This is a genomic window from Coprococcus sp. AM14-16 (genome assembly GCF_003434675.1).
Lineage (GTDB): Bacteria > Bacillota > Clostridia > Lachnospirales > Lachnospiraceae > Coprococcus > Coprococcus aceti.
Map to the genome: position 1 here is coordinate 522,954 of NZ_QTLL01000001.1, position 21,896 is coordinate 544,849.

The window sequence follows — 21,896 nt, forward strand, 5'->3', positions numbered from 1 at the left end:
GTACGGATATTATTCCTCGTCATCTGAATTGAATTCCAGATCGTCCAGGATCTCGTCGAGGGCGTCAGCGACATCGTTGAACTCAGCCTCGTCGGTGATCTCGTCCAAGGTGACATCGTCTCCCTGCTCGCTGTATCTGTACACGATGATATCGGCATCCTCGTCATCTGCAGGAAGCAGAGCGGCATAAGAGATGTCATTTACCTCGAATTTGGCAATGATCTCACATGTGCAGGATGTTCCATCCTCGTATGTTATATCGATCATCTCGATATCCATTTCGTCGGTTTCGTTATTGTTTATATCTGACATATAGGTATCCTCCTGATTGTTTTATTCAGTTTATTCTAGTAAATAATTGGTGCTATGTCCAGTACAATTATAAAATGAAATTATTGACAAAGCCTGCACCCGCACATATACTAGACACAAAAGGCGAAGAACAGGAATTGTAGTATTTAATACAATCAGAGTGGAACCGCGGAGATAATACTTCGTCTCTATATGCATATCATATGTATATTGGGACGAAGTTTTTTGTTTGCTTACAGATATATTATCGACCAATATAGAAAGGACATTATATTTATGAAGATTTTAAACACGCTCACAAGAAGAAAAGAAGAGTTTGTGCCTATCAACGAGGGTAAGGTGGGAATATATGTATGTGGTCCTACTGTATATGATTATATCCATATAGGAAATGCCAGGCCAATGATAGTATTTGATACGCTCAGAAGATATCTGGAGTACAAGGGCTATGATGTCAATTATGTATCGAATTTTACTGATGTCGATGACAAGATCATAAAGCGTGCAAATGAGGAGGGGGTGGATGCCAGCGTTATATCAGAGAGATATATCGCAGAGGTCAAGAAGGATATGGCGGCTCTCAATGTGCGTGAGGCGACAACACATCCAAAGGCAACAGAAGAGATACCGGATATGATTGAGATGGTAAAGACTCTTATAGAGAAGGGATACGCTTACGAGGTGAATGGAACCGTATACTTCAGAACCAGAAAGTTCAAGGACTACGGCAAGCTGTCCAAGAAAAATATCGATGACCTCCGTTCAGGTAACAGAGACCTTCTTGTATCAGGTGTTGATGAGAAAGAGGATCCGCTTGATTTCGTTCTCTGGAAGCCAAAGAAGGAGGGCGAGCCATCATGGCCATCACCATGGGGCGATGGAAGACCAGGCTGGCATCTTGAGTGCTCGGTTATGTCCAAGAAATATATCGGAGATGTAATAGATATACATGCGGGTGGAGAGGATCTTATATTCCCACACCATGAGAACGAGATAGCACAGAGTGAGGCTGCAAATGGCACAGAGTTCGCAAGATACTGGATGCACAACGGCTTCCTCAAGATCAACAATGAGAAGATGTCCAAGTCACTTGGCAACTTCTTCACAGTCAGAGAGATAGCAGAGAAGTATCCTCTTCAGGTCATCAGATTCTTCATGCTGTCAGCCCATTATAGAAGTCCGCTCAACTTCTCAGCAGACCTTGTTGAGGCTTCAAAGAACGGCCTTGAGAGAATCCTTACAGCAGTTGACAGACTGAAGTCTATAAGCGGAACAGAAGGAGAAGTAGATAAGGCAGTTGCAGACGAGATGGATGCATTTGTGAAGAAATACGAGGCAGCCATGGATGACGACCTCAACACTGCAGATGCGATCTCAGTTATATTTGAGCTCGTAAAATATGCAAATGTAAATGTGACAGAGGATTCAACAAAGTCTACTGTGGAGCTTGTGCTCAATACAGTGACAAAGCTCTGCGACATACTTGGAATCATCACAGAGAAGAAGAAAGAGATACTTGATTCAGATATAGAGGCTCTTATCGAGGAGAGACAGGCTGCAAGAAAGGCAAAGAACTTTGCTAGGGCAGATGAGATCCGTGACCAGCTCAGTGATATGGGAATTATCCTTGAGGATACCAGAGAGGGCGTAAAATGGAAAAGAGCATAGACAGTTACTTTACTGAGATACTCGGGGTGACATACACTAATCCAAGGGAGTATTCACCGCTTTCACTTGCATATATAGGTGACAGCGTGTTTGATCTTCTCATAAAGACCCTTGCTGTCACAAAGGATAACAAGCAGGCATACAAATACCACAAAGAGGTGAGCCAGCTTGTGAAGGCGGAGGCTCAGGCGGGATATATAATGTATCTTCTGGACAACGGACTGCTCACCGAGGAGGAAGAGTGGATATACAAGAGAGGCAGGAACACCAAGACTCATTCAACAGCCAAGAATGCGACTGTGGGACAGTACCGAATGGCAACGGGCTTTGAGTGCCTTATAGGCTTTCTGTATCTTGATAAGCAGTATGACAGGATGTTTGAGATCACGAGGATCATACTGAACCATGATCCAGTTGAAACGGACAGGGCAGAACAGCAGCACAAGGATCCGGGCAAAGCAGCACAGGAAGATACAATAGAGGATACCTCAACACTTGAAAAGAGTACAGAGAGTACAGATGGAGAAAAAGATGCAGAATAGAGAATTTGAGAATAACATTAAGACAGAGAGCGATGAGGAAGCATTTGTCATAGAGGGAAGAAATGCAGTCCTCGAGGCTTTCAGATCAGGCAAGACCATAGATAAGCTGTATGTCCTTGACGGATGCAGGGATGGGATCGTGAACAGCATAGTCAGGGAGGCGAAGAAGCAGGATACAGTGATAAACTACCTCTCAAAGGAAAAGTTAAACCAGATGTCACAGGCTGGCAAGCATCAGGGAGTGATTGCACATGCAGCGGCATATAAGTACGCAGAGATAGAGGATATGTTTGCACTGGCTGAGAGCAGAGGAGAGGATCCATTTTTCTTCATACTTGATGAGATAGAGGATCCACACAATCTTGGTGCGATCATCAGAACAGCGAATCTCTGTGGTGCCCACGGTGTGATCATACCTAAGAGGCGTGCAGTCGGAATCACAGCTACAGTTGTAAAGGCATCAGCGGGAGCTATCAATTATACACCTGTTGCAAAGGTGACAAATATCAGCAAGACCATAGAGGAGCTGAAAGATAGAGGCATGTGGTTCGCCTGTGCGGATATGGACGGAGAACTCATGTACAAGTGTAACCTCACAGGTTCCCTTGGACTTGTCATAGGTAATGAGGGAAGCGGCGTCAGCAGACTGGTCAAGGAGAAGTGTGATTATGTCGTATCTGTTCCTATGAAGGGAGACATAGACTCACTCAACGCGTCAGTTGCTGCCGGAGTTCTGGCTTATGAGGTCGTAAGACAGAGGATGAACAAGTAAAGGTAGAGTATATGTATTCGGAATTATCAGATAATGAACTGCTGGAGCTTATAAATGAACAAAAGGATAACGATGCTATGGAGACACTTATCAAGCGCTATGGCCCAATGATAACGGGACAGAGCAGAAGCCTTTATATCATAGGTGCTGATGAGGAGGATCTTATACAGGAGGGCATGATCGGACTGGTCAAGGCTGTGAATAATTACAGACCTGACAAGGGCGCGACATTCAAGACCTTTGCGTTCATGTGCGTGAGAAGGCAGCTCATTACCGCGGTGAACAATTCAAACAACAAGAAAAACGGACCGTTGAACTACTATATATCGATCTATGGCGATGGCGGGGGAGATTACTCCAGCCCGCTTGATGAGATAGATTCGGGTGTCATAACTAATCCTGAGGATATCATGATGGCGAAGCTGCGTGAGTCAGATCTTATAAAGCTCATCGACAGTAAGCTTTCTAAGTTTGAGAAGCATGTTCTTGACGAATATCTAACAGGCGCTTCTTATGAAGTGATAGGGGAGAGACTCTGCAAACCGGCAAAATCCATAGACAATGCGGTTCAGAGGATCAGAGCTAAGCTCAGGGATGTGTAATTAGAATAATAAAATTTTAAGTTGTTTAATCAAAGACAGGAAGCGGCATAGTGCCGCTTCCTTTTTTGCAAAAAATTAGCTAATCATCGGATTAAGGAGTGGTGACATGAGAGCGGAGAGCAAAGCTAAAAAAGGTAACGATGTCATGAGTGAGTGGAATAAGAAGTGGGCTGATGGAATATATGAAGCTGAGACTGCGGGCGGAAAGTAAGTGATCCGGTCTGCGGTGGATAAAAATAAAGCCGCTCAGGGCGGCGTAAATACGGACAAAAAAATAAAAGCTACTAACGGGAGTCGGACCCGTGACCTCAACATTACCAATGTTGCGCTCTACCACCTGAGCTATAGTAGCTTGCTTTTCAAAAGCAATAATAACTATAACAAAATGGACATCAAAAATCAAGTAAAATATTTACATTTGTGCGAAAAATAATGACAAATCAAAAGATAATTGTGGTACAAGCAGTAAAAGTATGGTAAACTAACTGTAATCGTGTGCAAATTCGGTTGCAGACATTTAGAATTATCAAAAAAAGTGGGAGGCAGTTTGGAAATGGCTGAAGAGATGACAGGTAAGAATTTCATTGAACAGATAATTGAGAAAGATATCGCAGAGGGTAAGGTGCCGAAGATCGTTACCAGATTCCCACCAGAGCCAAATGGATATTTACATATAGGACATGCCAAGTCAATACTTTTGAATTACGGACTGGCACAGCAGTATGGCGGACAGTTTAATCTCAGATTTGACGATACCAACCCTACAAAGGAGAAGACAGAGTTCGTAGAGTCAATACTTGCAGATGTCAAGTGGCTGGGAGCAGACTTTGGAGACAGAGTGTTCTTTGCATCAAATTACTTTGACCAGATGTACGAGGCTGCCATAAAGCTCATCAAGAAGGGCAAGGCATATGTGTGTGACCTCACAGCAGATGAAATCAGAGAGTACAGAGGAACTCTCACTGAGCCGGGCAAGAACAGCCCATACAGAGACAGAAGCATAGAGGAGAATCTTGATCTGTTCGAGAGAATGAAGAACGGTGAGTTCCCTGACGGAAGTAAGGTACTCCGTGCAAAGATAGATATGGCAAGCCCTAACATCAACATGAGAGATCCTATTATCTACAGAATAGCGAGAATGAACCACCACAACACAGGTGACAAGTGGTGCATTTACCCTATGTATGACTTTGCACATCCTATCGAGGATGCCATCGAAGGTGTTACACATTCTATATGTACACTTGAGTTTGAGGATCACAGACCTCTGTATGACTGGGTGGTTATGGAGCTCGGTTACAAGGATTCACCTGAGGGCACACCAAAGCAGATAGAGTTCGCAAAGCTTTACCTGACAAATGTCATAACAGGTAAGAGATACATCAAGAAGCTTGTCGAGGACGGAATAGTAGACGGATGGGATGACCCACGTCTTGTAAGTATTGCAGCCCTCAGAAGAAGAGGCTTCACACCATCAGCTATTAAGAAGTTCATGGAGCTGGTTGGAATATCCAAGAGCCAGTCGTCTGTTGATTACGCTATGCTTGAGTATTGCGTGAGAGACGACCTGAAGCTCACAGCCAAGAGATACATGGCAGTTGTTGATCCTGTAAAGCTTGTCATCGACAACTATCCTGAGGATCAGGTTGAGTACCTCGATGTCGAGAACAATCAGGAGAACGAGGAGCTCGGAAGCAGAAAGGTAGCATTCAGCAAGTATCTGTATATAGAGAGAGAGGACTTCATGGAGGAGCCTCCTAAGAAGTATTTCAGACTGTTCCCTGGCAACGAGGTTCGTCTTAAGAATGCATATTTCGTAAAGTGCGTGGGATTTGAGAAGGACGAGGACGGCAATGTCACAACAGTACATTGTACATATGACCCAGAGACAAGAAGCGGTTCAGGCTTTGAGGGACGCAAGGTCAAGGGAACCATTCACTGGGTATCGGCAGAGAGCGCAATAGATGCAGAGGTTCGTCTGTATGAGAATATCATCGATGAGGAGAAGGGGAAGCTCAACGACGATGGTACATTGAATCTCAATCCAAACTCACTTGTTATCAAACAGGGATGTAAGCTTGAGAAGGCATTTGAGGAGGCTCAGCCGGGAGAGGCATTCCAGTTCCTGAGAAATGGTTTCTTCTGTGTTGACTCAAAGGATTCTACAGCGGAGCATCCTGTATACAACAGGATCGTGTCACTCAAGAGTTCTTACAAGCCGGGCAAGTAATTACCGGGGATGCGTTTATAATTTATGATGTGGGGATTGGCGCTTATCCTGTGGGGGATATGCGTACATCAAAATAGGTGATTGGAAACAAAAATATGAAAGATGAGAGTAAGAAGGTATACATACTTTTGTCAAAGACAAAAACAGTTCCTTCAAATCTCATAAAGCTTATGACCAGAGAGCCGTATTGTCACACATCTCTGGCACTGGACATAAGTCTTGATGAGATGTACAGTTTTGCAAGGAAAGGTGTATACAATCCATTTAACAGTGGATTTATCAGTGAGAACATAGAAAAGGGAATATTTGGAAAGCACAAGGGAACCAGATGCGCTGTGTATGAGCTGAAGGTCACGAGTAAGCAGTATGACAGGATACAGCAGGAGCTCGCCAGATTCAAGAAGCATCCGGACAGATACGGATATAACTTCATGGGTGTATTCAGCGTATTTTTCCATCTTGCGTATGAGAGGGAATACAATTTCTTCTGTTCACAGTTCGTGGCATCGGTGTTGAAAAATGCTGGTGTGGATATATTCCACAAGAAACCGGGACTTGTCAAGCCGGGGGATTTCAGAAGGTGCCCTGAGCTCAGACCGATATTTACCGGGCTTCTCACAGAATACAGAGCATATCTCCATGAGAGAATGAAACAGGCTCATGGCATAGAGAACACAGGCAGAAGGCCTGGCATGATAAAGCCGGCGCTTCCGGATGGTCTCATTGCATGGAGAGTCAGTTAAAATAAGCCGCTTTACAGATATGTAAGGCGGCTTTTATTTATTGTCATGTGTTTATTATTCTACAAATGTGTGGCCAATCTTGATGATCCCTCTCGGGAGGGCGTCCTTGGAATTCTTCCATGGCTCGTTCTTGTATCTGTAGTCAAACTTGTCTATGAACCAGCTCAGGTCACCATTGACACGTTCCATATTGTCAAAGTATACCTTGTTGAGGATTTCGATGAACTGCGCATACTGTTCCTTGCTCAGTTTGTTCTGGCCTGTCTTGTACAGTATTCCGTAGTGGTATGTACAGAAGCCTTTGCTCGTAGCAAATTTGTCCCTGAACTTGGAATCTCTTTTCCACATATGGAAGATAGTGTCTACATAGCGTACGAACATGTCATCCATACGTCCACAAATGAAGCAGCTTTTCTCCATATTCTCTATATAATCGACAACAGGTGCATTTGGTGTGTTCTTGCCGAACAGACCGGCTTTGGCGGCGGGACCTTTGGCAGCCAGCGCCCTCATATCTTGTATAGTCTTATTCATATGGGTGTTCATCATGAGTGCCAGACCCAGACGATTCTTTTCCTGATAGAGCATTCTCAGATGATGACTGCAAAAACCAAGCTTGTCAGTCATGGCACGGTTGTCGTCCTCCATGTAGCTTGGCCCCATCGTATATTCAATTGCATTTCGTTCAAGATCCTTCTGCATCTGGCACATAGGGCATTCGCAGCCGCTGTCAAATGCATCGTTTACTGGTATAGTGTATATCTGTTCAGCCATAGATCCTCCTGTTTGTGATAGTGTCAGTTTTTGCCACACTGCTTATGTGACATTGAAAATAATATACAGGTATTATACAATAGCCTGGAGAAATTTATAAGACAAAAAGCACAATTATACAAATATGAAATGGCAGGTGTACGGAAGATGAATGTAAGTTGTGATGGCAATATAGTTACGGTAGACGGAGTGAAGGATTTCAGACTTTCTCAGATACTTGAGTGTGGTCAGTGCTTTCATTTTGACAAGCTTGATGATGAAGTGTATGAGGTCATAGCATTTGGCAGGGCTGTGAAGATGGAACAGTCAGGCGGCGTGCTCAGGATATATGGTTCATCCATGGAGGACTATGATGGAATATGGCGCCCTTATCTGGATATGGACAATGATTACGGCCTCATCAAGGAGAGTGTCATAAAGGCGGACAGCGCACTTCAGACGGCTGTGAATGAGAAGGATGGAATACGAATACTCAATCAGGACTTCTTTGAGACGCTTATATCATTTATCATATCCCAGAACAAGAATATCCCTCAGATAAAACAGTGTGTAAAAAATATATCGCATAGATTTGGTGATGAGGTCATAGGATATAATGGCGAGGCATTTTATGTGTTTCCTGATGTAGACAGACTTCATGAGGTCACAGAGGATGAGCTCAGGGAGTGCAAGGTCGGATTCCGTGCTCCATACATAATGAATGCGACGGAGGCGGTGTACTCGGGAAATGTCACAAAGGAGAAGCTTGATGCACTTGACATAGAACATGCAAGGGAACTTCTCATGACGATCAAGGGAGTAGGGGAGAAGGTTGCAAACTGTGTCCTGCTCTTTGGACTTGGAAGACGTGAGGCTTTCCCTGTGGATGTGTGGATGAAGAGGATCATGGAGAGCATGTACTTTGATGGCAAGGACACAAAAAAGCCGGAGATAGAGGCATTTGCCGTGAAAAAGTTCGGAAATCTCGGGGGATATGCGCAGCAGTATCTGTTTGACTATGCAAGAACGAATCTTTTTAAGTGATATGTATTACGGTAGATGACAGACATATTTTTATATATTTTTTAGAAAATAAGGGTTGATTTTTTTATAGAAATGGATAGAATATAAAACAGTGTTAGCACTCACATAAATTGAGTGCTAAAAACAAGAATCAGAAATATAATAAAAATAAATCAGGAGGTATATATCATGAAGTTAAGACCACTTGGAGACAGAGTAGTATTAAAGCAGTCAGTAGCAGAGGAGACAACAAAGTCAGGAATCGTATTACCAGGCCAGGCAAAGGAGAAGCCACAGTATGCAGAGGTTATAGAGGTTGGCCCTGGAGCAGTTGTTGATGGCAAGCTGGTTCCTATGGACGTTAAGGTTGGAGATACAGTTATATATCAGAAGTTCGCTGGTTCAGAGGTTAAGCTTGACGACGAAGAGTACATAGTTATCAAGCAGGACAGCATCCTTGCAATCGTTGAGAAGTAAAAGCATATATCTAGACAGCGTGAGCTGCGGGAGACATATGCGGATGATATATGGATAATATATGTAATATAACATGGAGGTAGATAGAAATGGCAAAGGAAATTAAGTACGGTGCTGAGGCTAGAAAGGCACTTGAGGCAGGAGTTAATCAGTTAGCAGATACAGTAAGAGTTACACTTGGACCTAAAGGAAGAAACGTTGTACTTGCAAAGTCATACGGTTCACCACTCATCACAAATGATGGTGTTACAATAGCAAAGGACATCGAGCTTGAGGATGCATTTGAGAACATGGGTGCTCAGATCGTCAAGGAAGTTGCAACAAAGACAAACGATGTTGCAGGTGATGGTACTACAACAGCTACAGTTCTTGCACAGGCTATGATCAATGAAGGAATGAAGAATCTGGCAGCAGGTGCTAATCCTATCGTTCTCAGAAAGGGAATGAAGAAGGCTTGCGACAAGGCAGTTGAGGCTATTCTTGATATGAGTGAGACTATCAGCGGAAAGGATCAGATCGCAAGAGTTGCATCTATCTCAGCTGGTGACGATGAGGTTGGACAGATGGTTGCCGACGCTATGGAGAAAGTGTCAAAGGATGGAGTCATCACAATCGAAGAGTCAAAGTCAATGAAGACAGAGCTCGACCTTGTAGAAGGTATGCAGTTCGACAGAGGTTATATTTCAGCTTACATGGCAACAGATATGGAGAAGATGGTTGCAGAGCTTGATAACCCATATATACTTATTACAGATAAGAAGATCTCAAATATTCAGGAGATCCTTCCACTTCTTGAGCAGATCGTTCAGAGCGGTTCAAAGCTACTGATCATCGCTGAGGATATCGAGGGCGAGGCTCTCACAACACTTATCGTCAACAAGCTGCGTGGTACATTCCAGGTAGTAGCTGTAAAGGCTCCTGGTTATGGCGACAGAAGAAAAGAGATGCTTCAGGATATCGCTATTCTTACAGGCGGTAAGGTTATATCTGAGGAGCTTGGATACGAGCTCAAGGATGCTACTCTTGATGACCTTGGCCGTGCAAAGAGCGCTAAGATCACAAAGGAGAACACAGTTATCGTTGACGGCATGGGCGCTAAGGAAGATATCGCAGGCCGTGTAAATGTCATCAAGGCTCAGCTTGAGGAGACAACATCAGAGTTCGACAAGGAGAAGCTTCAGGAGAGACTTGCAAAGCTTGCCGGTGGTGTTGCAGTTATCAGAGTTGGTGCAGCTACAGAGACAGAGATGAAGGAAGCTAAGCTCCGTATGGAGGATGCCCTCAATGCCACAAGAGCAGCAGTTGAAGAGGGAATCATCTCAGGTGGTGGTTCAGCATACATCCACGCTGCAAAGAAGGTTGCAGAGCTTGTAAAGAATCTTGAGGGTGACGAGAAGACAGGTGCTAAGGTGGTTCTCAAGGCTATGGAGGCTCCACTGTTCCACATCGCAGCAAATGCAGGACTTGAGGGATCAGTCATCATCAACAAGATCAAAGAGTCTGAGGTTGGTGTCGGATTTGATGCGTACAATGAGACATATGTCAACATGATCGAGGCAGGAATCATCGATCCTGTTAAGGTTACAAGAAGTGCACTTCAGAATGCTACATCAGTTGCTTCAACAATGCTTACAACAGAGTCAGTTGTAGCTGATATCAAGGAAGATACTCCAGCAATGCCGGCAGGCGGAGCAGGAATGGGCGGCGGAATGGGCTTCTAAGGAATAGAGTCTGACACGATTTCGCAGTAAAATGCAATGACTAAAATAAAAAAGATCACATCATCCGTAACCGGGTGGTGTGTTTCTTTTTTATACAGGTTAATTGACACTAATCGGCATGTGTGAGATAATCAAAACAGATATTTTTCGACTAAGGGAAAGTATGGGCTACAAAAAAGTTATAAAAGAAAGGCAGGAAGAGATGGGAGAAGATAACAACAGCTTTGGTGGCTATCAGCCAACAGAAGACAACGGACAGGTGGGACAGCAGAATCCATATGAAGGTGCGCCTCAGTATGGACAGAACGATCAGAACTATGGTCAGCCAGGTGGCCAGTATGGACAGAATTATGGTCAGCCGGGTGGACAGTATGATCAGAATTATGGCCAGCCGAATGGACAGTACGATCAGAACTATGGGCAGTACGGCCAGCCAAATGGACAGTATGGCCAGGGCTATGGACAGCCGGGAGATCCATACGGACAGAATTATGCGAATCAGAATCTGAACATGGGTGGGGGCCCTGCATATCCACAGAACAACATGCCACAGGAGAGCAAGGGTGTATCCATAGCATCTATGGTGCTTGGTATTTTCTCACTTACATTTGGATGTTGTATCACATATGTGGGAATTGCCACAGCCATTGCGGGACTGATAACAGGTATCATAAGTCTTAAGGATAAGAAGCCTGGCAAGGGAATGGCTATCGCAGGAATTATAATGAGCGCAATAGCACTTGTGTTCCTGGTGTTCTGTATTATCCTGGTTCTTACATCGGACACATATCAGGATATGGTGGATGAAATACTCAGACAGATACAGTCAGGAAGCTATTAAGAAAAGTCGTACATCTGAATACAGATAAGGACTGGAGAGGTCGCCGGATTTCAGGCGGCCTCTTGTCATGTGTGTCAAGCTGATAATATTTGAACGTTTAATACTGTGTGGGTGATTGAATCTAAAGGCCTGTTAGTGTTATTATTATGAGAGTGCTAAGATATCAGTATGGAGGATATGTAATTATGGAGAATGATTATATTATTGGAGATACAGACATCAGGCGTCTTATTGTGAAGGCGTTGGAGGCAAGAGAGAGGGCATATGCCAGGTATTCACAGTTTAAGGTCGGAGCAGCACTCCTGGCAGGTCGTGAGGATTATTCGGATGAAGCGGAATGTGTTGGCGGAGAATCGGACAACAACGATAAAAACGCGAACGGATACAGGGTATTTACAGGCTGTAATATAGAGAACTCCTCATACGGTGCAACCATATGCGCAGAGCGCGCGGCGGTGTGCAATGCAGTGAGCAGTGGCTATAAAGATTTCAAAGCGATTGCTATTGTCGGTGGCCTGAATAGTACAGGGATAAACGGAATAACATATCCATGTGGGATATGCAGACAGGTGCTCTCAGAATTTTCTGCGGATATGTATGTTATCGCAGCACGTTCAGAGGATGATTACGACATGAGAAGATTGTCAGAGTTTCTACCAGCTTCATTTGGTGCCGGACAGATGGAATAATGAAGTACGCTGATGTGTGCATGTCATCACGCAAATTCATGGCGATATAAAAGCGTATATCGAAAAAATATATAATGATATAAAAAAGATATAGAAGGAGAATATGAATTGGGAAATATCAAGGATGTAAAGGCTTACAGAATAGTTGAGGAGAAGGATCTCCCGGAGGTACATGGCAAGGGCTATGTGCTGGAGCATATAAAGACAAAGGCAAGGGTTCTCATCATTGAGAATGACGATGTGAACAAGGTGTTCAATATAGGCTTTAGAACACCTCCATATGACGATTCAGGAATACCTCACATAATCGAGCATTCAGTGCTCTGCGGTTCAAAGAAGTATCCGGTCAAGGATCCATTTGTCGAGCTGGCAAAGGGCTCACTGAACACCTTCTTGAATGCCATGACATATTCGGACAAGACGGTATACCCTATAGCGAGCTTCAATCAGAAGGATTTCGAGAATATCATGAGTGTGTATCTGGATGCTGTGTTCTATCCGGATATTTATATACATGATGAGATCATGAAGCAGGAGGGCTGGCATTATGAGCTTGACTCTGTGGATGGAGATCTGAAGTATAACGGAGTTGTGTACAATGAGATGAAGGGCGTGTATTCAAGTCCTGAGTCTATCATGTACAGGGGTATAGAGTCATCGCTCATGCCGGACACTCCATACGGCAATGATTCAGGCGGTAATCCAGAGTTTATACCTACACTTACCCTTGAGAGATTCAGGGACTTCCACAGGACGTATTATCATCCATCGAACAGTTATATCTATCTGTACGGCGACTGTGATATGGCAAAGGAGCTGGAGTTTATAGATGAGGAGTATCTGTCACATTACGATTACAAGGAGATTGATTCGGCGATACCTCTTCAGAAGCCATTTGACGAGATGAAGGACATCACCATGGATTACTCCATAGCTGACACTGATCCTGAGGAGAACAATTCCATACTCACATACAGCAAGATAACAGGACTCAGCACCGAGAAGAAGAAGGTTACAGCCCTTGAAATACTTGAGTACGTACTCATGGATGCGCCGGGTGCGGTTTTGAAGAAAGCACTGGCTGATGCGGGAATAGGTGAGGAGGTCTACAGCTCATTTGACAATGGCTGTCAGCAGACCACATTCTCCATCATAGCAAGAGGCGCTGATAATAATGACAAGGACAGATTTATAAAGGTTATAGATGACACATTTGAAGAGCTCAGCCATGGTGTAGATAAAGCAGCTATTGAGGCAGCAATCAACAAGTTTGAGTTCAAGCACAAGGAGGCCAACTTTGGAAGGTTTCCTAAGGGACTCATGTACGGACTGGATGCGTTCAACAGTTGGCTGTATGACGACACCAAAGCACTCATGTTCTTCGAGATGAATGATGTGTACAAGGAGCTGAGAGAGGATCTTCAGAACGGATACTTTGAGCAGCTTATAAAGGAATGTTTTATAGATAATACATTTGGTCTGTATCTCACTATGAATCCAAAGAAAGGCCTTGATCAGGAGAATGAGAAGAAGATCGCTGATGAGCTTGCTGCATACAAGGCTACGCTCAGCCGTGAGGAGCTTGAGAAGATCGTGGAGGATACAAAGGCGCTCAAGGAGTATCAGGCGACTCCTTCATCCGCAGAGGATCTTGCCAAGGTTCCGCTTCTGGCGATAGATGACATTGACAAAGAGGCTGAGAAGCTCAAGAATGTTGAGTCTGAGATCGGCGGACTTCCGGTTGTAAGCCACGATATATTTACAAATGGTATAGGATACCTGAGATTCTATTTCAACATCAACGATATAGATAATGACCTTGTGCCATACCTTGCTACACTGACATGTTTGTTCAAATATATTGATACAGAGAAGCACACCTATGGACAGCTCTCAAATGAGATAGACAGCAATATCGGCGGAATAGAGTTTGACATGGTTGGATATGCCAGCGACACTGATATCAAGAAGTTTTTCTATGTATCAATGAAGGCGCTCTATGAGAAGCTTCCGTATGCTGTAGAGCTCATGAAGGAGATACTGTTCTCGTCTAAGATTGATGACAGGAAGAGACTGAAGGAGCTCCTGACGGAGGAGAAGTCGAGCATGAAGAATGGCATGGCTGCTTCCGGCCATGTGACCGCATACACAAGAGCCATGTCATATATAGATGAGGGGGCAAGATTCACGGATGAGACATGTGGAATTGCTTATTATGAATTCCTGTGCGACATAGTGGATCACTTCGACGAGAAGTATGACGACTTCATTGAGAAGCTTCAGTATGCTCTTGCAGAGGTCCTCAGAAAGGGTGCGCTTACGGTTTCATATACAGGAGATGAGGATGTGACAGATCTGCTTGAGGAATCATTTGCCGACTTTGGCATGGCACTCTCCACAAGACCTGCACATAAGGATGTGAAAGTATTTGAGAAGGAGCTTAAGAATGAAGGCTTCAAGACTGCAAGCCAGGTTCAGTATGTTGCTATAGCGGGTAATTTTGAGGATGCCGGTTACAAGTACGACAGCTCACTGAGCGTTCTCAAGATCATATTCTCATATGGTTATCTGTGGGAGAATGTCCGTGTGAAGGGCGGCGCATATGGTGCCATGTGCTCATTCCTAAGGAATGGAACATGTTATATGAGTTCATACAGGGATCCAAACCTCATGGAGACATATGACATATTCAAGAATGCGTATAAGTTCGTGGAGAACTTTGAGTGCTCAGACAGGGATATGACAAAGTATATCATTGGAACCATGGCTCAGATAGATGCACCTACAACACCTGTAGCAGAGGGCATAAGCCACATGGCGAGATACTTTATGGGTGTTACAGATGAGCAGATTCAGAGCGAGCGAGACAAGATCCTCTCCACAGACAGAGATGCCATCAGAGCTCTTGCTCCACTCGTAAAGGCTGTTACAGATTCAGGAATCATCTGTGCCATCGGCGGTGAGAGCAGGATAGAGGAGAATAAGGACAACTTCAAGGATGTACTTGCAATTTTCTAGGTATAGCCGACAGTCGATATAATGAGCGCAAGTGAGTGGGCGTGCTTGCATGACTTGCGAGCGGCGAATTAGGGTCATGACATAGTAAAGCTAGATGCGTATGCGTAGGTTAGCTTTCGCATGCAGGATGAAGGAGATATATGAATAAAGAATACAAATCAGGCTTCGTGTCCATCATAGGCAGACCAAACGTTGGAAAGTCGACACTTATGAACAGACTGATAGGACAGAAGATAGCGATAACAAGCAACAAGGCACAGACAACAAGAAACAGGATACAGACTGTGTACACAAGTGATAAGGGACAGATCATTTTCCTGGATACACCGGGAATCAACAGGGCGAAGAACAAGCTTGGAGAGTACATGCTCAAGGTTGCCGAGAGTACACTGGATGAGGTCGATGTGGTTCTCTGGATAGTTGAGGCCACAACATTTATCGGTGCGGGAGAGCGTTACATTATAGAGCAGCTCCAGCATGTGAAGACTCCGATCATTGTGGTTGTGAACAAGATAGATAATGTGGAGGAGAGCAAGGTATTTGAGGCGATAAATACCTACAAGGATGCCTGTGATTTTGCGGAGATAGTTCCTGTGTCAGCCCTCAAGGGCAAGAATACGGATGAGCTTATAGATACCATCATGAAGTATCTTCCGTACGGACCGCAGTATTACGATGAGGATACGATCACTGACCAGCCGGAGAGACAGATCGTTGCCGAACTCATCAGAGAGCAGGCACTTCGTCAGCTTGACAAGGAGGTTCCTCACGGAATTGCGGTGGTCATTGACTCCATGAAGGAGAGACCAGATGGCGGACTGATCGATATTGATGCCACTATCATATGTGAGAGGGATTCTCACAAGGGAATCATCATAGGAAAGCAGGGCGTCATGCTGAAGAAGATCGGTACTCATGCGAGATATGGAATAGAGAGACTTCTCGACACCAAGGTCAATCTGAAGCTTTGGGTAAAGGTCAAGAAGGACTGGAGAGATACAGATACATTGCTAAGGAACTTTGGGTTTAGAGACGAGTAGTGTGTGCAAACAGGATCGGTGAATGTGCAGTCGCTGCGGGCAGTGCACAGTTTGCCGATCTTGTCATGTTAAATTTGTTATGGAGGTGGATATACAATTGAGAGAAGAAGTAACATTGCATGGAATTGTACTGTCCAGCAGCCTCCAGAGCGAATATGACAGGAGAATGGTGGTCCTCACCAAAGAACGGGGCAGGATCACAGTATTTGCAACAGGTGTGAGGAGAGGAACGAATCCGCTCCAGTCCAAGACACAGATGTTTGTCATGGGAAGTTTTACATTGATCCCGGGGCGGGATTCATACAGGCTTGTGAATATAGATGTTGACGAATATTTTCACAAGCTCACCATGGACATAGACGCGTATTGCTATGCATCGTACTTCTGTGAGGTCATGGGATTCATGACCCATGAGGGTGACAGGGCAGCAGATTATCTCAATCTGTTATACGTTAGTTTGAAAGCTCTTGAGAAAGGGCAGATGCCGGCAAAGCTCATCAGGTGCGTGTACGAGATAAAGCTTATGGATGTGTTCGGACAGGGGATACAGAGCTTCCACTGTCCGGTATGTGGCAAGGCTGAGGTGTCAAATGTATTCGATGCAGCATCGGGTGGACTTCTCTGCGATGGATGCAGAGGCAGGGCAAAGCATCCACTTCATCTGTCAGACGATGCAGTATACACGATACAGTACATAAATGGTGCGCCACTTGGCAAGATGTACAACTTCAATGTGTCTGATCCTGTACTGGCGGAGATACAGCTTGTGTCAAAGCAGTTTATGGATATGTATGTGGACAGAAAGTTCAAGTCGGTGGAGATCATAGACTCATTGCCGTGACATAATGTAATTATAGGAAAAGAAGAGAATCACATCACAACAAGTAAGATTCTCTTCTTTTTGTTAATAGCCGGCCTGAAGATGTCAATATTAAAGAGTGTGTATTATTTTGGAAAATGTATCCATAGCACCGGGAAGCTTTTCGTACGGTATAGCACTGAAACCAAACAGGAGCTGGTTCTCCGGACAGAGATTTTTCCTTATCCAGAATGGTTCGGTGGAGAAGATTCGTATGCCTTTCTGCTCAAAAGTTGATATGAGCTCTGTCTGTGTAAGCTTTGAGTTCTTAACCTCTGCCACAAAGTGGAGACCGGCTCCGGCACCATACATGATCACATCATCTTCAAGATTCTGTTTCACATAATTCAATATATAATCATGCTTCTTTTTATAGTGATTCTTCATGGCGCCTATGTGGCGTTGATAATTACCACTCTGTATAAATTCAATAAGTGCAAGCTGCAGAACCGTTGGAACTGTGCAGTTGGTGTGTGAATATCTGGATTCATATGCCTTCATCAGATCTGCAGGAAGCACCATATATGATATTCGAAGATCCGGTGACATGGATTTGGAAAATGTACCGAGATATATAGTGTGATCACTGTTATCGATGGACTGCAGGGATGGGATCGGTCTGCTCTGGTATCTGAGTTCGCTGTCGTAATCATCCTCGATGATATAACTTCCAGATTGAGCCGCCCACTCTATGAGCTCCAGTCTCTTACTTATCGGTAGTATGCTTCCCATCGGAAACTGGTGGGATGGCGTTACATACAGCAGAGTGTCCCTGAGACGCTGGATGTGTTCTATGGACACACCGTCGTCCTCAAGCGGTATTGGAATGATCCTGAAAGGACTCTGGCTGACGATCTCCCATGTTCCGTTGTAGCCAGGGTCCTCTATGGCAAATGAATAGTCTGACGGACTGAATATATGGGTGATTATGTCTATGGATCTCTGGTGTCCGCTTGTGAGGATGATCTGCTCAGGAGTGCAGTTGACACCCCTGGACATGTACAGATATTCGGTGATAAGACTGCGGAGGGTGTAGCTTCCCTGCGACATCTGGTAGGAGGCGGTATCGGCCATGGATATCATGTCCCAGGCGTTCATAAGGCATTTGCGCCAGGCCCTGGAGTGATAGCAGTTATAGTCCAGATTGCCGTAGCTTAATGTGTAGTCAAATGTCTTTCCAGCCTGCCTGCAAGAATGTTGTATATTGTGGCTTTGTCTTGTTTTTCTGTCCGGGGTAAATGCAGTGATGTTCTCAACGTAGTAGCCGGAGCCTGTCACGGAGCGTATATATCCTTCAAGTTCAAGCTGGTTGTAAGCAGATACTACTGTGTTGCGGCTCAGCTTATGTTCGGCGGCGAGCTGCCTTGTTGCAGGGAGCTTTTCACCTGCAGCATAGTGCTCATTAAGTATCTCGGATTTCATTTGTTCATATAATTGTTCGTATAGAGACTTATCGGAGGTCTTGTCTATTGATATCATTTCCGTGTTCCTTTCCTGCATATTATAAGCGTTAAAAATACGTTGTATCATTGGATATTTGCGTGGGACTTGATTTATTCATATTCCAATACTACAAATTGGTACTATAAAAATACTTAAAATTGGAGCTTTAGAAAGAACCAATCTGGTGCTATTATACAAGAGTCATAACGAGTAAGCAATAAGAAGAAGTCATAAGGTGATGTCTGACGGCACAAATTATAGTAGCTTTGTATAAATAATATTACAAAATATGCCGTGAACCTTGCAAAAATATTTGAATGAGTATAAAATAAGGCGGATAGAGCGAAAAAAATGCAAATTCGAATATGATTTGGAGGATTACGATGGAAAAGACATTAGACAAGATCGTTGCATTGGCAAAGAGCAGAGGATTTGTTTATCCAGGTTCAGAGATTTACGGTGGTCTCGCAAATACATGGGACTATGGTAATCTCGGAGTTGAACTCAAGAACAATGTTAAGAGAGCATGGTGGAAGAAATTCATCCAGGAGAACCCTTACAATGTAGGAGTTGACTGTGCTATCCTTATGAACCCACAGACATGGGTTGCTTCAGGCCACCTTGGAGGATTTGCTGATCCTCTTATGGATTGCAAAGAGTGTCATGAGAGATTCCGTGCAGATAAACTTATAGAGGACTTTATGGCTGAAAACGGAGTTGTTCCAGAGGGCGCAGTAGACGGATGGAGCAACGAGCAGATGGAAGAGTACGTTGAGAAGAACAATATCTGCTGTCCAACATGTGGTAAGCACAACTTCACAGGCATCAGACAGTTCAACCTTATGTTCAAGACATTCCAGGGTGTAACTGAGGATGCCAAGAACACTGTATACCTGAGACCGGAGACTGCACAGGGTATATTTGTCAACTTCAAGAATGTACAGAGAACTTCAAGAAAGAAGGTTCCATTTGGAATTGGCCAGATAGGAAAGTCATTCAGAAATGAGATAACACCTGGTAACTTCACATTCAGAACAAGAGAGTTCGAGCAGATGGAGCTTGAGTTCTTCTGCAAGCCGGGTACAGATATGGAGTGGTTTGAGTACTGGAGAAGCTTCTGTATCAACTGGCTCAAGGATCTCGGAATCAAGGATGATGAGATGAGAGCCCGTGACCATTCACCTGAGGAGCTTTGTTTCTACTCCAAGGGAACAACAGATATCGAGTATTTATTCCCATTTGGATGGGGTGAGCTCTGGGGAATCGCTGACAGAACAGATTACGATCTGACACAGCACCAGAATACATCAGGAGAGTCCATGGAGTACTTCGATGACGAGACAAAGGAGAAGTACATTCCATATGTAATCGAGCCATCACTTGGTGCTGACCGTGTTACACTGGCATTCCTGTGTGCTGCATATGACGAGGAGAACATCGGAACAGAGGAGAAGCCAGACATCCGTACAGTCCTTCATTTCCACCCACAGCTTGCACCGGTTAAGATCGGTGTGCTTCCACTTTCCAAGAAGCTCAACGAGGGTGCAGAGAAGATTTATGCAGAGCTTTCAAAGTACTATAACTGTGAGTTCGATGACAGAGGCAACATAGGTAAGAGATATAGAAGACAGGATGAGATAGGAACACCGTTCTGTGTAACATATGATTTCGATTCTGTTGAGGATGGAGCAGTCACAGTTCGTGACAGAGATACCATGGAGCAGGAGAGAGTCAAGATTGAAGATCTGAAGGCTTACTTTGAGAAGAAATTTGAATATTAATTGGTGGTGTGACCGGAGATAATACGGGACACTGAATTTACAGGAGGCATTAAGATGCATAGTAAAGAGTTATTTTCAGAATACGAGGCAAATGTAAGATCATACAGCAGAAGTTTCCCAGAGATATTCACAAAGGCCAAGGGAGCCAAGATGTATGACGAGAATGGTAAGGAGTATATAGACTTCTTTGCAGGAGCAGGCGCATTGAACTATGGTCATAACAATGATTATATAAAGGAGAAGGTTATCGATTATATCCAGAGCGATGGAATCATGCATTCTCTTGATATGATGACAGCACCAAAGGCTGAATTCATCGAATTCTTCGAGAAGAAGGTTCTTGAGCCGAGAGGACTTGATTATAAGATCATGTTTGCAGGCCCTACAGGAACAAATGCAGTTGAGTCACTCTTAAAGCTTGCACGTAAGGTCAAGAAGAGAGAGATGATCTGGGCGTACATGGGTTGTTTCCATGGTATGACACTTGGTTCAATATCGCTTACAAGCGATGCTGCAAGCCGTGCAGGAGCGGGCGTTGGACTTGACAACGTATATCACATTCCAGCCCCATACATGTTCCCAGAGCTTGATACGATCAAGTTTATGCAGACACTTCTTGATGACGATCACTCAGGTGTTGAGAAGCCTGCAGCAATCTTTATCGAGACAGTACAGGCAGATGGTGGTGTAAATGTATTCTCAGTAGAGTACCTCAAGGCACTCCGTGAGTTCTGTGATAAGAACGACATCCTTATGGTTGTTGATGACGTACAGGTAGGCTGTGCAAGAACAGGTACATTCTTCTCATTTGAGAGAGCAGGAATCAAGCCTGATATGTTCTCACTTTCAAAGTCAATCGGCGGATACCCATTCCCAATGGGACTTGCAATGTTCAAGCCGGAGTATGATCTCTGGAAGCCGGGTGAGCATTCGGGTACATTCCGTGGAATTCAGCTCTCAATGGTAGCAGCAAAGGCAGGACTTGAGTTCATGCTTGACAACAACATCGAGGCAGAGACAAGACGTAAGGGCGAGATAGTTAGAGAGTATCTTGAGAAGAATATAGATGGCGATCCAAATGTAATTGCAACACGTGGTATCGGACTCCTCTGGGGCGTAGAGGTTAAGGATGATGCAACAGCAGGTGCCATCACAGCAAGAGCTTTCAAGAAGGGTCTTGTAATAGAGAGAGCTGGCCGTGACAACGCGGTCATCAAGATCATGCCACCACTTATCATCTCAGATGAGGATCTTATTGCTGGTCTTGATATTCTTAAGGAAGCTATTGACGGCGAGTAAGTTGTAATAAAATGTGCATTGTGACAGCCGCACTTGTGCAGGACTGGTATAATGTGAATATCCACATGGAGCCTGCAGGCGAC

Annotated in this window: 19 protein-coding genes and 1 tRNA gene; 16 read left to right on the forward strand and 4 right to left on the reverse strand. The window is 44.3% G+C overall.

Annotation, left to right across the window (positions count from 1 at the left end):
* Positions 1-9: 9 nt before the first annotated feature.
* Positions 10-312: a DUF1292 domain-containing protein gene (locus tag DW159_RS02390; RefSeq protein WP_015534151.1), complete on the reverse strand. Its 303-nt coding sequence runs from the start codon at positions 310-312 to the stop codon at positions 10-12.
* A 276-nt stretch (positions 313-588) separates the two neighbouring features.
* Here DW159_RS02390 and cysS point away from each other — a divergent pair, with 276 nt between their 5' ends.
* Genes cysS through DW159_RS02410 form a run of 4 tightly spaced genes read left to right on the forward strand, consistent with a single transcriptional unit; the run spans position 589 to position 3,896 of the window.
* Positions 589-1,980 carry a cysteine--tRNA ligase gene (cysS, locus tag DW159_RS02395; protein ID WP_117548823.1) on the forward strand — a complete coding sequence of 464 codons (1,392 nt, stop codon included), beginning with the start codon at positions 589-591 and terminating at the stop codon, positions 1,978-1,980.
* Positions 1,965-2,522, forward strand: coding sequence for a Mini-ribonuclease 3 (locus DW159_RS02400; RefSeq protein ID WP_015534149.1), 558 nt, complete (start codon positions 1,965-1,967; stop codon positions 2,520-2,522). The genes cysS and DW159_RS02400 overlap by 16 nt, the downstream gene beginning before the upstream one ends.
* Positions 2,512-3,294 carry a 23S rRNA (guanosine(2251)-2'-O)-methyltransferase RlmB gene (gene rlmB, locus DW159_RS02405; protein WP_015534148.1) on the forward strand — a complete coding sequence of 261 codons (783 nt, stop codon included), beginning with the start codon at positions 2,512-2,514 and terminating at the stop codon, positions 3,292-3,294. The genes DW159_RS02400 and rlmB overlap by 11 nt, the downstream gene beginning before the upstream one ends.
* A gap of 11 nt (positions 3,295-3,305) precedes the next feature.
* Positions 3,306-3,896, forward strand: coding sequence for a sigma-70 family RNA polymerase sigma factor (locus DW159_RS02410; RefSeq protein WP_117548824.1), 591 nt, complete (start codon positions 3,306-3,308; stop codon positions 3,894-3,896).
* Between the two features lie 279 nt (positions 3,897-4,175).
* Here the strand turns inward: DW159_RS02410 and DW159_RS02415 are convergent.
* Positions 4,176-4,248: transfer RNA gene (locus tag DW159_RS02415), tRNA-Thr, on the reverse strand.
* 201 nt (positions 4,249-4,449) lie between these two features.
* Here DW159_RS02415 and DW159_RS02420 point away from each other — a divergent pair.
* Together DW159_RS02420 and DW159_RS02425 are read left to right on the forward strand one after the other, a co-directional pair.
* Complete coding sequence (locus DW159_RS02420) at positions 4,450-6,126, forward strand: glutamine--tRNA ligase/YqeY domain fusion protein (protein WP_055144198.1); 1,677 nt, start codon at positions 4,450-4,452, stop codon at positions 6,124-6,126.
* A gap of 95 nt (positions 6,127-6,221) precedes the next feature.
* A complete protein-coding gene (locus DW159_RS02425; protein WP_117548825.1) occupies positions 6,222-6,869 on the forward strand; it encodes a hypothetical protein in 648 nt (215 codons plus the stop codon).
* Positions 6,870-6,923: 54 nt separating this feature from the next.
* Here the strand turns inward: DW159_RS02425 and DW159_RS02430 are convergent, their stop codons facing one another.
* A complete protein-coding gene (locus DW159_RS02430) occupies positions 6,924-7,643 on the reverse strand; it encodes a DUF6062 family protein (RefSeq protein WP_117548826.1) in 720 nt (239 codons plus the stop codon).
* A 147-nt stretch (positions 7,644-7,790) separates the two neighbouring features.
* Between DW159_RS02430 and DW159_RS02435 the strand changes: the two genes are divergently transcribed.
* The 8 genes from DW159_RS02435 (at position 7,791) to recO (ending at position 17,272) form a co-directional block, all read left to right on the forward strand.
* The gene (locus tag DW159_RS02435; protein WP_117548827.1) at positions 7,791-8,666 is read left to right on the forward strand and encodes a DNA-3-methyladenine glycosylase family protein; all 876 of its coding nucleotides are present in this window, start codon (positions 7,791-7,793) and stop codon (positions 8,664-8,666) included.
* 168 nt (positions 8,667-8,834) lie between these two features.
* The gene (locus DW159_RS02440; RefSeq protein WP_015534141.1) at positions 8,835-9,122 is read left to right on the forward strand and encodes a co-chaperone GroES; all 288 of its coding nucleotides are present in this window, start codon (positions 8,835-8,837) and stop codon (positions 9,120-9,122) included.
* Between the two features lie 89 nt (positions 9,123-9,211).
* Positions 9,212-10,843: a chaperonin GroEL gene (gene groL / locus DW159_RS02445; protein WP_117548828.1), complete on the forward strand. Its 1,632-nt coding sequence runs from the start codon at positions 9,212-9,214 to the stop codon at positions 10,841-10,843.
* A gap of 163 nt (positions 10,844-11,006) precedes the next feature.
* A complete protein-coding gene (locus tag DW159_RS13995; protein WP_270227137.1) occupies positions 11,007-11,684 on the forward strand; it encodes a DUF4190 domain-containing protein in 678 nt (225 codons plus the stop codon).
* Positions 11,685-11,869: 185 nt separating this feature from the next.
* The gene (locus DW159_RS02455; RefSeq protein ID WP_117548830.1) at positions 11,870-12,373 is read left to right on the forward strand and encodes a cytidine deaminase; all 504 of its coding nucleotides are present in this window, start codon (positions 11,870-11,872) and stop codon (positions 12,371-12,373) included.
* Between the two features lie 108 nt (positions 12,374-12,481).
* Positions 12,482-15,391 carry an insulinase family protein gene (locus DW159_RS02460; RefSeq protein WP_117548831.1) on the forward strand — a complete coding sequence of 970 codons (2,910 nt, stop codon included), beginning with the start codon at positions 12,482-12,484 and terminating at the stop codon, positions 15,389-15,391.
* Positions 15,392-15,531: 140 nt separating this feature from the next.
* Complete coding sequence (gene era, locus DW159_RS02465; RefSeq protein WP_015534137.1) at positions 15,532-16,431, forward strand: GTPase Era; 900 nt, start codon at positions 15,532-15,534, stop codon at positions 16,429-16,431.
* Positions 16,432-16,528: 97 nt separating this feature from the next.
* Positions 16,529-17,272: a DNA repair protein RecO gene (gene recO, locus DW159_RS02470; RefSeq protein ID WP_117548832.1), complete on the forward strand. Its 744-nt coding sequence runs from the start codon at positions 16,529-16,531 to the stop codon at positions 17,270-17,272.
* Positions 17,273-17,362: 90 nt separating this feature from the next.
* Here recO and pdxR read toward each other — a convergent pair whose 3' ends face one another.
* Positions 17,363-18,769: a MocR-like pyridoxine biosynthesis transcription factor PdxR gene (gene pdxR / locus DW159_RS02475; RefSeq protein WP_242992595.1), complete on the reverse strand. Its 1,407-nt coding sequence runs from the start codon at positions 18,767-18,769 to the stop codon at positions 17,363-17,365.
* A gap of 347 nt (positions 18,770-19,116) precedes the next feature.
* Here pdxR and DW159_RS02480 point away from each other — a divergent pair, with 347 nt between their 5' ends.
* The gene (locus DW159_RS02480) at positions 19,117-20,514 is read left to right on the forward strand and encodes a glycine--tRNA ligase (RefSeq protein ID WP_022057995.1); all 1,398 of its coding nucleotides are present in this window, start codon (positions 19,117-19,119) and stop codon (positions 20,512-20,514) included.
* A gap of 54 nt (positions 20,515-20,568) precedes the next feature.
* Positions 20,569-21,813: an aspartate aminotransferase family protein gene (locus DW159_RS02485; protein ID WP_117548834.1), complete on the forward strand. Its 1,245-nt coding sequence runs from the start codon at positions 20,569-20,571 to the stop codon at positions 21,811-21,813.
* The last annotated feature ends 83 nt before the right edge of the window (positions 21,814-21,896 follow it).